At 65.2% G+C, this 13,166-nt stretch carries 12 protein-coding genes and 1 tRNA gene; 11 read left to right on the top strand and 2 right to left on the bottom strand.

What is annotated here, in order from left to right:
- Positions 1-56 precede the first annotated feature (56 nt).
- The 8 genes from tuf (at position 57) to FHY55_RS18135 (ending at position 9,885) form a co-directional block, all read left to right on the top strand.
- Positions 57-1,232, top strand: a complete 1,176-nt coding sequence (gene tuf / locus FHY55_RS18170; protein WP_140012664.1) for an elongation factor Tu — start codon at positions 57-59, stop codon at positions 1,230-1,232.
- A 176-nt stretch (positions 1,233-1,408) separates the two neighbouring features.
- Positions 1,409-1,870, top strand: a complete 462-nt coding sequence (locus tag FHY55_RS18165; RefSeq protein ID WP_140015532.1) for a (2Fe-2S)-binding protein — start codon at positions 1,409-1,411, stop codon at positions 1,868-1,870.
- 4 nt (positions 1,871-1,874) lie between these two features.
- Complete coding sequence (locus FHY55_RS18160) at positions 1,875-4,031, top strand: xanthine dehydrogenase family protein molybdopterin-binding subunit (RefSeq protein ID WP_140015531.1); 2,157 nt, start codon at positions 1,875-1,877, stop codon at positions 4,029-4,031.
- A gap of 251 nt (positions 4,032-4,282) precedes the next feature.
- Positions 4,283-5,254, top strand: coding sequence for a zinc transporter ZntB (locus FHY55_RS18155; RefSeq protein ID WP_140015530.1), 972 nt, complete (start codon positions 4,283-4,285; stop codon positions 5,252-5,254).
- 87 nt (positions 5,255-5,341) lie between these two features.
- A tRNA-Trp gene (locus tag FHY55_RS18150) sits at positions 5,342-5,417 on the top strand.
- A gap of 107 nt (positions 5,418-5,524) precedes the next feature.
- On the top strand, positions 5,525-7,171 hold the full coding sequence (locus FHY55_RS18145) for an electron transfer flavoprotein-ubiquinone oxidoreductase (RefSeq protein ID WP_254695365.1): 1,647 nt from the start codon (positions 5,525-5,527) through the stop codon (positions 7,169-7,171).
- Between the two features lie 142 nt (positions 7,172-7,313).
- Positions 7,314-9,041, top strand: coding sequence for a tetratricopeptide repeat protein (locus tag FHY55_RS18140; RefSeq protein WP_140015528.1), 1,728 nt, complete (start codon positions 7,314-7,316; stop codon positions 9,039-9,041).
- Positions 9,028-9,885 carry a 4-(cytidine 5'-diphospho)-2-C-methyl-D-erythritol kinase gene (locus FHY55_RS18135; RefSeq protein ID WP_140015527.1) on the top strand — a complete coding sequence of 286 codons (858 nt, stop codon included), beginning with the start codon at positions 9,028-9,030 and terminating at the stop codon, positions 9,883-9,885. Before FHY55_RS18140 ends, FHY55_RS18135 begins: the two co-directional genes overlap by 14 nt.
- An 8-nt stretch (positions 9,886-9,893) precedes the next feature.
- On the opposite strand, the gene FHY55_RS18130 is transcribed toward FHY55_RS18135, so the two are convergent.
- Positions 9,894-10,832 carry a polyprenyl synthetase family protein gene (locus tag FHY55_RS18130; RefSeq protein ID WP_254695518.1) on the bottom strand — a complete coding sequence of 313 codons (939 nt, stop codon included), beginning with the start codon at positions 10,830-10,832 and terminating at the stop codon, positions 9,894-9,896.
- A gap of 130 nt (positions 10,833-10,962) precedes the next feature.
- Between FHY55_RS18130 and FHY55_RS18125 the strand changes: the two genes are divergently transcribed.
- From FHY55_RS18125 to FHY55_RS18115, 3 genes are all read left to right on the top strand, one after another.
- Positions 10,963-11,181: a DUF2007 domain-containing protein gene (locus tag FHY55_RS18125; protein ID WP_140015526.1), complete on the top strand. Its 219-nt coding sequence runs from the start codon at positions 10,963-10,965 to the stop codon at positions 11,179-11,181.
- Between the two features lie 31 nt (positions 11,182-11,212).
- On the top strand, positions 11,213-11,932 hold the full coding sequence (locus FHY55_RS18120) for a tRNA1(Val) (adenine(37)-N6)-methyltransferase (RefSeq protein ID WP_254695364.1): 720 nt from the start codon (positions 11,213-11,215) through the stop codon (positions 11,930-11,932).
- Positions 11,933-12,070: 138 nt separating this feature from the next.
- Complete coding sequence (locus FHY55_RS18115) at positions 12,071-12,235, top strand: YdcH family protein (protein ID WP_140015524.1); 165 nt, start codon at positions 12,071-12,073, stop codon at positions 12,233-12,235.
- Here the strand turns inward: FHY55_RS18115 and FHY55_RS18110 are convergent.
- Complete coding sequence (locus FHY55_RS18110) at positions 12,216-13,121, bottom strand: DMT family transporter (protein WP_140015523.1); 906 nt, start codon at positions 13,119-13,121, stop codon at positions 12,216-12,218. The genes FHY55_RS18115 and FHY55_RS18110 overlap by 20 nt on opposite strands.
- Between the last annotated feature and the right edge of the window lie 45 nt (positions 13,122-13,166).

The following is a 13,166-nucleotide window of genomic DNA, read 5'->3' as shown; positions in this document are numbered from 1 at the left end:
CGCCCATGCAAATCCCGGGGCCACCGTCGGCCCCCCGAAAAGAGGCGCCAAGGACGATGGCTAAGGAAAAGTTTGAACGTAACAAGCCGCACGTGAACATCGGCACGATCGGTCACGTTGACCACGGCAAGACGACGCTGACGGCTGCGATCACCAAGTATTTCGGCGACTTCAAAGCCTACGACCAGATCGACGGCGCGCCGGAAGAGAAGGCCCGCGGGATCACCATCTCGACGGCGCACGTGGAGTATGAGACCGAGGCGCGTCACTACGCCCACGTCGACTGCCCCGGCCACGCCGACTACGTGAAGAACATGATCACCGGTGCCGCCCAGATGGACGGCGCGATCCTGGTGGTGAACGCCGCTGACGGCCCCATGCCCCAGACCCGCGAGCACATCCTGCTCGGCCGTCAGGTTGGCATCCCGGCCATGGTCGTGTTCATGAACAAGGTCGACCAGGTGGACGACGAGGAGCTTCTGGAGCTCGTCGAGATGGAAGTGCGTGAGCTTCTGTCGTCCTACGACTTCCCCGGCGACGATATCCCGATCATCGCGGGTTCGGCTCTGGCGGCGATGGAGGGCAACAAGCCCGAGATCGGCGAAGAGAAGATCAAGGAGCTGATGGCTGCCGTTGACGAGTACATCCCGACGCCCGAGCGCGCCGTGGACCAGCCGTTCCTGATGCCGGTCGAGGACGTGTTCTCGATCTCCGGTCGCGGTACGGTTGTGACCGGTCGTGTCGAGCGCGGCGTGATCAACGTGGGCGACGAAATCGAGATCGTCGGCATCAAGGACACCCAGAAGACGACCTGCACGGGCGTGGAAATGTTCCGCAAGCTGCTGGATCGTGGTGAAGCTGGCGACAACATCGGTGCGCTGCTGCGTGGTATCGACCGTGAAGCCGTTGAGCGGGGCCAGGTGCTCTGCAAGCCGGGTTCGGTGACGCCGCACACGAAGTTCGAAGCCGAAGCCTACATCCTCACCAAAGAGGAAGGTGGCCGTCACACCCCGTTCTTCGCCAACTACCGCCCGCAGTTCTACTTCCGCACGACGGACGTGACCGGGACGGTGACCCTGAAAGAGGGCACCGAGATGGTGATGCCGGGCGACAACGTGTCGTTCACGGTTGAGCTGATCGCCCCGATCGCCATGGAAGACGGCCTGCGCTTCGCCATCCGCGAAGGCGGCCGCACCGTCGGCGCCGGCGTGGTCTCCAAGATCATCGAGTGATCGGTAGGGTGGGCAATCTGCCCACCTCACCTTGAAAAAGCTTTGCAGGGCCGCCCCTTAGCCGGGGCGGCCCGACTTTTTTGGCTGGCTGGCAGGACAAAATGTCACCGCGCTCTACATCCCTGAGCAAAATGAACGCAACCGTTCACCGCGCCAGCTCAGGGAGGCCAGCACCCATGTCTATTTCCTTCAAACTCAATGGCGAGGAGGTTTCGGTTGAGGCCCCCGAAGAGATGCCGCTCCTCTGGGTGATCCGCGACCGCCTCAAGCTCACTGGCACCAAGTTTGGCTGCGGCGTGGCCTCTTGCGGGGCCTGCACCGTGCATGTGGATGGCGAACCGACCCGCTCCTGCCAGACGTGGATCTCTGACGTGGAGGGGCTTGAGGTGACCACCATCGAAGGGGCCAGCGGGCCGGTGGCCGAGGCGGTGCAGGCCGCATGGCGCGCCAATGACGTGGTGCAATGTGGCTACTGCCAGTCAGGCCAGATCATGCAAGCCGTTGGTTTGCTGAGCGAAAACGCCGCCCCGACGGATGAGGACATTGACAGCTACATGGGAGGCAACGTGTGCCGCTGCGCCACCTATGTGCGGATCCGGGCTGCGATTCACGATGCGGCGAAGCGGATGGAGGGCTGAGACCATGAATGATTTTACACCTTCCCGCCGCTCCTTCCTCGCTGGCTCTGCCGCTGCGGGGGCTTCGCTAGTTATCGGGCTGAATGCCAAGGGCGCGCTGGCTGCCGGGCATGATGGCGCGCTGGTGCCCAACCCCTTTGTGAAGATCGCGCCGGATGGCACCGTGACGGTGATCATCAAGCACTTCGAGATGGGGCAGGGCACGACCACGGGCCTTGCCACGCTGGTGGCCGAGGAGATGGACGCCGATTGGGACGCGCTCCAGATCGAGTTTGCCCCGGCGGATGCCTCGAAATATGCCAATACGCTTTTCGGAATGCAGGGCACCGGCGGCTCGACGGCAATGGCCAACAGCTACATGCAATACCGTCAGGCGGGCGCAGCGGCGCGGGCGATGCTGATGGAGGCAGCGAGCCTTGAGTGGGCCGTGCGGGCCAGCGAGATCACCATCGACAAGGGGGTGGTGCGCCACGGGGATGTATCCGCGGGCTTTGGTGAGCTGGTTGGCAAGGTGAAGGAGACCGCCGAGCCGCCGAGCGAGCCGATCCTGAAAGAGCCGAAGGATTTCAAACTGATAGGGCAAGATCTGCTGCCCCGGAAGGATACTCCGGCCAAGACGGATGGCACCGCGATCTTCGCCATGGACGTGGCACCTGAGGGCGCGATCTATGCCGTGATGGCACGGGCGCCGCGCTTTGGCGGAACGGTTGCGAGCCTTGACGACAGCGCTGCGCTGGAGGTGCCCGGCGTGTCTGCGGTGAAGGAAACGCCCAAGGGCGTGGTGGTTTATGCCACCGACACCTGGGCCGCGATGCAGGGCCGGGACGCGCTGAGCATCGAGTGGGATTTCTCCAATGCAGAAGGGCGCTCCACCGAAGAGATGGAGGCCGAATATGCCGCCGCGCTCGATGGTGACGGCCCGGTGGCCCGTGACGACGCGGGCGTGGCCGAGGCGCTAGAGACCGGCACCGCCGTGGAAGCGGAGTTTGACTTTCCGTTCCTTGCCCATGCGCCGATGGAGACCATGAACTGCGTGGTGCAGGCCAAGGACGGCAAGGTGCACATTTGGGACGGATCGCAGTTTCCGACCGTGACGCAGATGGCCGTGGGCGCGGTCACTGGCGTTGGCCCGGAAAACACCTCCATCGAGACCGTTTACGCGGGCGGCTCTTTTGGCCGACGCGCGAATATGGACAGCGACTACCACGTGGAGGCCGCGATGGCCGCCATCGCCTTGGGCACCGATCAGCCGGTGAAGCTGGTTTGGACCCGCGAAGACGACGTGCGGGGTGGATACTACCGGCCAATGGTTAAGCATCGGGTAAAGATGGCGGTCGGGGCGGACGGCAAGCTCGCTGCGTGGCAATCGGACGTGGCCTCGAAGTCGATCTTCACCGGCACGCCGATGGAAGAGATGATCGTGCATGACGGGGTGGATCACTCCACCGTCGAGGGCGTTTCAGATACGCAATATGCGATCCCGGCGATGAAGGTTTCGGTGCGCAACATGGAAACCCCGGTGCCGGTGCTCTGGTGGCGCTCGGTGGGCCACAGCCACTCGGGCTATGCGATGGAGGTGGCGATGGATATGGCCGCCGAAGCTGCGGGCGCCGATCCGGTGGCCTTCCGCGAAGAGCTGCTGGCGGGCAGCCCGCGCCTGCTGGGCGTGCTGAAGCTCGCTGCGGAAAAAGCCGGTTGGGGCAATGACTTGCCCGATGGCTGGGGCCGGGGCGTGGCGGTGCATCCCTCGTTCAACAGCTATGTGGCGCAGGTGGCCGAAGTGTCGACCGATGCTGATGGCCGCGTGAAACTGGAGCGGATCGTGGCGGCGGTGGATTGCGGCGTGGCGGTGAACCCCGATGTGATCCGTGCCCAGGTGGAGGGGGCGATTGGCTATGGTTTGAGCCATGCAATGCGTCAGAAAATCACCTTGGATAGCGGTGAGGTGGTGCAGAGCAACTTCCCCGATTACGAGCCGCTCCGGATCAACGATATGCCCAAGATCGAGGTGCATATCGTGGCCTCTGCTGAAGCGCCTACGGGGATCGGGGAGCCGGGGCTGCCGCCTGCGGCGCCTGCTGTGGCCAATGCGATCTTTGCGGCGACGGGCAAGCGGATCATGCGGCTTCCGATGGTGGATGCTGGCGTGGAGTTCGCCTGATATCAATGGCTTGCGCCGCGCTCCACCGGGGGCGCGGCGGGCTTTGCAGGGATGCCGTTGCGTGGGCGGCAGTGGTGCCGTTAACCAGTGGTTTTGGGGGGCAACATCCTATGCACATTCCATGCACATTCCATACCTATGAGAAAATGCAGGGCGTTCGCTGTTAAGGCTGCGCGCGCTGGTGGCTTCGCCTCTGTGGCCATTGCCGGATTTCGGTTGCCCGGCGCGATGCGGGGGCTAGGCTCTGGCCCATGGAGCACATCGAATTTGCCTATTGCCTGAACGGCCCCGACGCGGGCCAGCGGCTCGACAGCGAGGCGCATATCGTCACCAGCCTGAAGGCGGACGAGTTGGCGTGGCTGCATCTTGTGGCCGACCACCCGGAAACCGACCCTTGGATGGAGGAGGTGCTGGACTTCGTCGAGCCGCCGACCCGCGCCGCACTGACCGCCAAATCGACCCGGCCCCGCACTTCGGTGCAGGAGGACGGGCTGGTGGTGATTTTGCGGGGGGTCAACCTGAACCCCGGCGAAGAGGTGGAAGACATGGTTTCGCTGCGGGTGTTCCTGAACCCGGCGCGAATCATCACCCTCTCGCGGCGCCCGCTGCTCTCGCTCACCGATTTGCGCCGGGAGGTGGAGGCGGGCGAGGGCCCGCAAAGCGCGGGGACGTTTTTGGCGGCTCTGGTGGAGCACTTGGGCGGGCGGATTGACGGGGCGCTGTTTGATCTGGCCGAGCGGGTGGACGCGCTGGAGGACGCGGTGATTGCCACGCCCGACCCGGCACAGCGCGGACAGGTGGTGGATGAGCGGCAGGAGGTGATCGACCTGCGCCGTTACCTCGGCCCGCAGCGTGATGCGATTGGCCTGCTCGTCAGTGGTGGCCATGCGATGCTGTCCAAGAGCGACCGCCGCAGGCTCAACGAGGCGCATGACAAGCTGGTGCGCGCGGTGGAGGAGCTGGACGCCATGCGCGACCGCTTGATCGTGTTGAAGGACGAGATCGACTCGGCGGTGCAGGACAGGCTGAACCGCAACCTCTACCTGCTGAGCATCCTCAGCGCGATCTTCCTGCCGCTGGGCTTTTTGACCGGGTTGATGGGGATCAACCTTGGCGGGATGCCGGGGGCCGAAAGCGGCGCGGCGTTCTGGGTGTTTACCGGGGCGCTCTGCGTTGTGGCGGTCGGGCAGTTTTGGGTGCTGCGCCGCTTGAAGTGGATTTGAGGGCCGCGGGATGGCCGCACAAGCCCCGCGCTGCGGATTTCCCTCTTGCCAAGGCAGGCGCGCTTTCATATGCACGGCACCGGCCTTAGGGGTATAGCTCAGTTGGTAGAGCGACGGTCTCCAAAACCGTAGGTCGCGGGTTCAAGCCCTGCTGCCCCTGCCAGGCCACCTTCCCTCACTTTCTCCGCGCCGCAGCGTAGCGATTGCCTTGCGCCTGCCCCTCCGGTAACCAAGGCCGGACGAACAATTGTTGCGCGGAGGATGAGCCCGATGGCCGAGATCGAACGGGAATCGATGGACTACGATGTGGTGATCGTGGGGGCCGGGCCTGCCGGGCTTTCGGCGGCGATCCGGCTCAAGCAGCTTGATGCCGATCTGGACGTGGTGGTGCTGGAGAAGGGCTCGGAAGTTGGGGCGCATATTCTCTCTGGCGCGGTGCTGGACCCGTGCGGCCTTGATGCGCTGATTCCGGATTGGAAAGAGAAGGGTGCGCCGGTCAATGTGCCGGTGACGAAGGACAATTTTTATATCCTTGGCGAAGAGGGCAAGCTGCGGGTGCCCAACTTCCCGATGCCGCCGCTGATGAACAACCACGGCAACTACATCGTTTCCATGGGCAATGTCTGCCGCTGGATGGCGGAGCAGGCGGAAGAGCTGGGGGTTGAGGTGTTTCCCGGCATGGCCTGCTCGGAGCTGATCTATGAGGGCGACCGGGTGAAGGGTGTTGTGGCCGGTGAGTTTGGCCGTGAGCCCGATGGCACGCCGGGCGCGGGCTATGAGCCGGGGATGGTGCTGAACGGCAAGTATGTGTTCCTCAGCGAGGGCGTGCGGGGATCACTCTCCAAGGAGGTGATCGGCAAATACGGGCTGGCCGAGGGGCATGAGCCGCAGAAATACGGGCTTGGCATGAAGGAGATCTGGGAGATCGACCCTGCCAAGCACCGCGAGGGCACCGTGACCCACACGATGGGCTGGCCGCTGGGCGGCAATGCCGGGGGTGGTTCCTTTATCTATCACCTTGAGAACAATCAGGTTTACGTCGGCTTCGTGGTTCACCTGAACTACAAGAACCCGCATCTCTTCCCCTACATGGAGTTTCAGCGGTTCAAGCATCATCCGATGGTGGCTGAGCTGTTGGAGGGCGGCAAGCGCGTGGCCTATGGCGCGCGGGCGATCACCGAGGGTGGCTATCAGTCCATGCCCAAGATGGTGGCGCCCGGTGTGGCGCTGCTGGGCTGCTCGGTGGGCATGGTCAACGTGCCACGGATCAAGGGCAACCATAACGCCATGCTCTCCGGCAAGGCCGCGGCCGAGGCGGCCTTTGAGGCGATCAAGGCGGGGCGCGAGGGCGACGAGCTGGCGGCTTATGAGGCTGAGGTGCGCGGCGGGGCGATTGCCAAGGATCTCAAGAAGGTGCGCAACGTGAAGCCGATGTGGAGCAAGTGGGGCCTCTGGCCGTCGCTGGCGCTGGGCGGCTTGGATATGTGGACGAACAACCTCTTCGGCTTCAGCCTGTTTGGCACCCTGAAGCACGGCAAGAACGATGCCGATGCCACCGGGCTGGCCGCCGACCATGCGCCGATTGAATACCCCAAGCCCGATGGCAAGCTCAGCTTTGACCGGCTGACCAATGTGTCTTTCTCGATGACCAACCACGAGGAAAGCCAGCCCTGCCATTTGAAGCTGAAGGATCCGTCGATTCCGATTGCCTTCACCCTGCCGAAATATGCTGAACCGGCGCAGCGCTACTGCCCGGCGGGCGTGTATGAGGTGGTTGAGAAGGACGGCAAGGAAGAGTTTGTCATCAACTTCCAGAACTGCGTGCACTGCAAGACCTGTGACATCAAGGATCCGCCGCAGAACATCAACTGGACGGTGCCGCAGGGCGGTGACGGGCCGAACTACCCCAACATGTGAGCCGCGGGCGCGGCAGGGCCGTCACGATGGCGCGAGAAATCGCGTGACAAGGGCTGTCGTGGCCGGGGATCGTATTGTTTTGGTAAGCGCAGGGGTCTACCGTGCGCCGACAATGAACAATAAAAGGTAGATCGGCCCCGCCATGAGCACCCCGCGCCTTAGATCACTGCTTCGCACCGCCGCCACGCTGACGCTGGCCGTGAGCCTTGCCCTGCCCGCCGCGGCCCAACAGGCCGACAGGGGGCTTTCCGGCGCGTATCTCGCGGCCCGTGTGGCCAGCTACAACAACGATTTTCGCGCCGCGGCCGATTATTACACCCGCGCTCTGGTGCGCGACCGGACGAACCCGTTTTTGCTGGAAAACGCCATTTTGGCCTTTATCGGGCTGGGCGACTTCAAGGCCGCCGCGCCGATTGCCCGGCAGATGGTGGAGACCTCCGAGGACAGCCAGATCGCGCAGCTGGTGCTGATTGCCGAGGAGCTTCGCAAGAAGAACTATGCCGGGGTGCTGGAGAGCATCGAGGCGGGTGAGAGCGTTGGCCCGCTGGTGGACGGGCTGGTACGGGCCTGGGCCGAGCTGGCGCAGGGCAATATGGACCGGGCGCTGGAGGCTTTCGATACCGCTGCTGCCGATACCGGGCTGAAGGCGTTTGGCCTTTATCACAAGGCGCTGGCCTTTGGGGTGGCGGGTGATTTCGAGGCGGCTGACAACATCTTTTCGGGCCGCGAGGCCGGGCCGCTGCGGCTGACCCGCCGGGGCGTGATTGCCCATGTGCAGGTGCTGAGCCAGCTGGGCCGCAACGAGTCTGCGCTGGAGCTGATGCAGAAGGCCTTCACCCGCGACCTGGACCCAGAGCTTGCCGCCATGCGCACGCAGCTGGAGGCCGGAGAGACCTTGCCATTTACCGTGATCCGCTCGGCGGATGACGGGCTGGCAGAGGTGTTTCTCTCGGTGGCCGGTGCGCTGAACGGCGAAACCTCCGACAGTTACACGCTGCTCTACGCCCGCGCCTCCGACTACCTGCGCCCGGATGGCAACACCGAGGCGCTGCTGCTGGCGGCTGAGCTGCTGGACCAGATGGAGCAATACGAGCTGGCCACCCGCACATATGAGCGCGTGCCGCAGAGTGACCCGGCGTTCCATGCTGCCGAGATGGGCCGCGCCGAGGCGCTGCGCCGGGCTGGCAAGGTGGAGGCGGCCACGGAGGTGTTGCGCCAGCTGGCCAAGTCGCGCCCCGATATTCTGGGAGTTCATATCGCGCTGGGCGACATCCTGCGCGGGCAGGAGGAATGGGCGGCGAGCGAAGCGGCCTATGACAAGGCGATTGCGCTCTTCGAGAGCGATCTGGAGACCCATTGGGTTGTTTACTACGCGCGGGGCATCACCCGTGAGCGGATGGAGACATGGGACGGGGCCGAAGCGGATTTTCGCAAGGCTCTGGAACTGCGCCCGAACCAGCCGCAGGTGCTGAACTACCTTGGCTATTCCTACGTGGAGATGGGCGAAAACCTCGACGAGGCGCTCGACATGATCGAACGTGCCGTGGCCGAGCGCCCCGACAGTGGCCACATCACCGACAGCCTCGGCTGGGTGCTTTACCGGCTGGGCCGCTACGATGAGGCGGTGGCCCATATGGAGCGGGCAACCGAGTTGCTGCCGGTGGACCCGATCGTCAACGACCATCTGGGCGACGTTTACTGGGCCGTGGGCCGCCATCTTGAGGCGCAATTCCAGTGGAAGCGGGCGCTGAGCTTTGAGCCGGAAGAAAAGGACGCGGAGCGCATCCGGCGCAAGCTGGAGGTGGGGCTGGACGAGGTTCTGGCCGAGGAAGGTGCACAGCCGCTCGCGGTCGCCAATGACGAAGGTTGAGGCCTTCGCCCCGGCCAAGATCAACCTTGCGCTTCACGTTACAGGCCGCCGCAGTGATGGGTATCACCTGCTCGACAGCCTCGTGTGCTTTGCCGATGTGGGCGATCACCTGATCCTGCGCGATGCGGCGGGGATGAGCCTTGGGGCCTCGGGCCCGTTTGGGGCAAGCGTGCCGCCGGGGCCTTCCAACCTTGTGTTGCAGGCTGCGGAGCTGATGGAGGCCGAGGCCGCGCGGCTTGGGCTGCCGGCGGGCGGTGTCTCTATCCAGCTGGAAAAGAACCTGCCGATCTCTTCCGGCCTCGGTGGTGGCTCGGCAGATGCCGCGGCTGCGCTGCGGGCGCTTTCGGAGTTGTGGCGCCTGCCTATGCCCGGCCCGCACAGGCTGGCAGAGGCGCTGGGCGCGGATGTGCCGGTTTGCGCAGATCCGAGCGTGGCCTACCGGATGCGCGGCATTGGCGAGGAGTTGACGCGGATCGAGCGGATGCCGCAACTCAACCTGCTGCTGGTCAACCCGCGCGTGCCGGTTTCGACGGCGGCGGTGTTTGGGCGGATGGAGCGGCATGACAACGCCCCCCTGCCGGAGCCGCCCGAGGCCCCCACGCGCCGCGAGCTGGTGGATTGGCTCACGTGGCAGCGCAATGATCTTGAAGCCCCCGCCTGCTCGCTGGCCCCGGAGATTGCCGAGGTGCTTGATGAGCTGCGCTTGATGGAGGGGGTGATGCTGGCGCGGATGTCAGGCTCTGGTGCCTCCTGCTTCGCCATTTTCGAGGACAATGAGGCACGCGACCGGGCCGCAGGGATGCTGCGCGATGAGCGGCCCGAGTGGTGGGTGGCCGAGGGCTGAGCCCGGCGTCAGCGGATGCGGGCGACCACGTAATCGGCGAGGTCGATGAGCATGTCGCGCATGTCGCTGGCGGGCAGCGGCGCGAGGGCGGCCTTGGCGCGGTCGGCCCATGCGGTGGCCTCGGTTCGGGTGGCCTCCAGCGTGCCGTGCTTCGCCAGAAGGCCGAGCGCGGTTTCCAGATCGCCCTCTTCCTGCCGACCACGCTCGATGCAGCGCTTCCAGAAGTCGCGCTCTTCGTCATTTGCCGCCGCCACGGCCTTGATCACCGGCAGGGTCAGTTTGCGCTCGCGGAAATCGTCGCCCACGTTCTTGCCGGTCGCCCCGGCGTCGCCCGCGTAATCGAGGTAGTCATCGACGATCTGGAAGGCGATGCCGAGTGCGTCGCCATAGTCGAAGAGGGCGCGGGTGGCCTCGTCGGAGGCACCGGAGATCACCCCGCCCGCCTCTGTTGCCGCCGAGAACAGCGCCGCCGTCTTGCCGCGCACAACCTTGAGATAGACGCTCTCATCGGTCTTCAAATCCTGCGCCGCGCTCAGTTGCAGCACCTCGCCCTCGGCGATGGTGGCCGCCGCGTTGGAGAGGATGGAGAGCACCCGAAGGTTGCCCGGCTCGACCATGAGCTGGAAGGCGCGGGCGAAGAGGTAATCGCCCACCAGCACGGAAGATTTGTTATCCCAGAGCAGGTTGGCGGTGGGGCGGCCCCGGCGCTGGGCGCTTTCATCGACCACGTCATCATGCAGCAGCGTGGCGGTGTGGATGAACTCGACCGTCGCGGCGAGGTGCACGTGGAAGGGGCCGGCGTAGCCACAGAGCCGCGCCGCGGCGAGCACCAGCATGGGGCGCAGGCGCTTGCCGCCTGCCTCGATCAGATGGGCCGACACCTCGGGGATGCGGGGGGCGTGTTCGGAGGCCATACGCTCGGCGATGAGCGCGTTGACCGCAGCCATATCGCCCTGCAACGCCGCTGCCAGCCGCTCGTGCGGTTTGGTCTGCGCCGCCGTCTCCGCTTTCTTCAGCACGCTCACGCTCCTGTAACCCCGCTCGACAGCCGCCATCGCTGCGCTTAAGTCTTTGTCCATGAAGGCCGTTCTACGCACCACCGACCCGACACAACTCGCATTCGCCAAGGCGCTCCTGACCGGCGAGGATATAACTTGCTTCGAAATGGACGTCCATATGAGCGTGCTCGAAGGCTCCATAGGCGTTTTGCCGCGGCGGCTGATGGTGGCGGATGCCGAGCATGAGGAGGCCGCCGAGATCCTGCGCGACAACGGGGTCGAAGGTGTTGTCGACTGAGGCGCGGCGCGATCGGTATCTGGGCGGGCGCGTGCAGGCCTGGCAGCCGGTGGCGGGCTATCGGGCCGGGATGGATGCGGTGCTGCTTTCGGCAGCGGTGCCCGCGCAGGCCGGAGAGACGGCGCTGGAGCTGGGCGCGGGGGCCGGTGTGGCTAGCCTGTGCCTTGCAGCCCGGGTGACAGGCTGCCGGGTGACGGCAGTGGAGCGCGATGCGGCCTATGCCGAGCTTGCCCGCCGCAATGCCTGCGAGAACGACGGCGCGGTGGAGGTGGTGGAGGCCGACATTGCCGCCCTGCCGCCAGAGCTGAAGGCCCGCAGCTTTGCCCATGTGCTGTTCAACCCGCCCTATTTTGATCGTCGCCGTGGCAAAGCCTCGCCCGATCCGGCGCGAGAGGCGGCGATGGGCGAGGAAACGCCGATTGCAGAGTGGGTCGATGTGGCCGCCAGAAGGCTGGCACCGCTGGGCCTGCTCACGGTGATTCACAGGGCCGAGCGCCTGCCCGAATTGCTGGCGGCGCTCCAAGGGCAGGGCGGGTTTGGCGGGCCGCAGATGCTGCCGCTGGCCGGGCGCGCGGGGCGGGACGCCGGGCGGGTGATTGTGCAAGCCCGCAAGGGCGGGCGGGCCGATGCACGGCTGCTGGCCCCGATGGTGCTGCACCGGGGGCCGGCGCATGAGCGGGATGGGGACGACTTTACCGAAGAAGCGGCCGCGATTTTGCGGGAGGGCGCGCCGCTCACCCGGCTCTTGTGACAGCTCTGTGAAATCTTAACCCTTTCGAAAGCTTTGCACTTGACCTTTATCCACAGCCCAGGTGCGCGGCATGGGTGACACGACTCAGATTCTGTGCTGCAATCAGCGGGCTGACCCATAACCATAGAGGAGATACTCATGTCCGTGACTGCCCATCTTCAGGAGCTTCGTCGCAAACACCAAGTACTCTCGGCCGAAGTGGAAGAGGCACAACGCAGCCCCGGGGCGAGCGATTTAAAGATCGCGGAGATGAAGAAGCAAAAACTTCGTCTGAAAGAAGAGATCAGCCGGTTGGCGACTTAGACTTTGGCGAAGTGAGCTTCGCGGCGCGGCGGCTTGCCCGAGCGGCAAGCGCGGCGCCAAGCGAGATCAGGAGGGCGGAGGCGGCCAGCCACTCGGTCGGCTTCGCCACATCTGCGAGAACGAGCGCAAGGGTAGAGAGCAGCGGGGCCGCATAGGAGGCGGTGCCCAAAAGCTGGATGTTGCCGCGCTTCATGCCGATATCCCAAGTATAGAAGGCAAGGCCCACCGGCCCCAGCCCCAGCGCGATCATGCTCGCCCAGCCCAGCGTGCCCTGTGGCCATGCGGTTTGCTCCAGCGCGAGGTGGGCCACCACGGAGAGCAGGGCGGAGGCAAGGCAGAAGAGGGTGACAACTTCGGAGGGGGCCGTTCCGAGGCGGCGCGACAGCACCGAATAGCTTGACCAGGTGAGCGCGCAGGCGAAGGCCAGACCGTAGCCAAGCGCCCATTCGCGGGTAAATCCGCCGCCATCGCCGGTGATCACAACCGCCGCCCCGGCAAAGCCGAGCAACGCCCCGATTATGTGCCCGGCCCGCAGCTTTTCGCCCGGCAGGAGGCCGGAGAAGAGCACGATGAAGAGCGGCCAGAGATAGGCGATGAGCCCGGCCTGCGCGGGCGGGGCAACGCGCAGGGCGGAGAAGTAGAGCAGGTGGTAGCCGAAGAGCCCGGTGGTGCCGAAGGCGATCACCTTCCAGCCCGGCGCGAGCATGCGGGCAAAGCCGCCGGGCCGCGCGGCGCACCAGACAAGCCCGATGGCCCCGCCGATGGTGAAGCAGATGGCATTGAGCTGAAGCGGCGGCACCGGGGCGGAGCCCACGGTGAACAGCGCCAGAAGCGCCCAGAGTAGGATGGCGGTGAAGCCGATGGCGGTGGCGGCGGCGCGTGTCATCCCGCCGGTCTAGCCGGGGTGCGGACAAAGAAAAAGGGCCGACCG

It is taken from the genome of Oceanicola sp. D3 (assembly GCF_006351965.1).
GTDB lineage: Bacteria > Pseudomonadota > Alphaproteobacteria > Rhodobacterales > Rhodobacteraceae > Vannielia.
The sequence above is the reverse complement of the archived record's forward strand: the minus strand, read 5'-3'. Positions and strand labels throughout refer to the sequence as shown.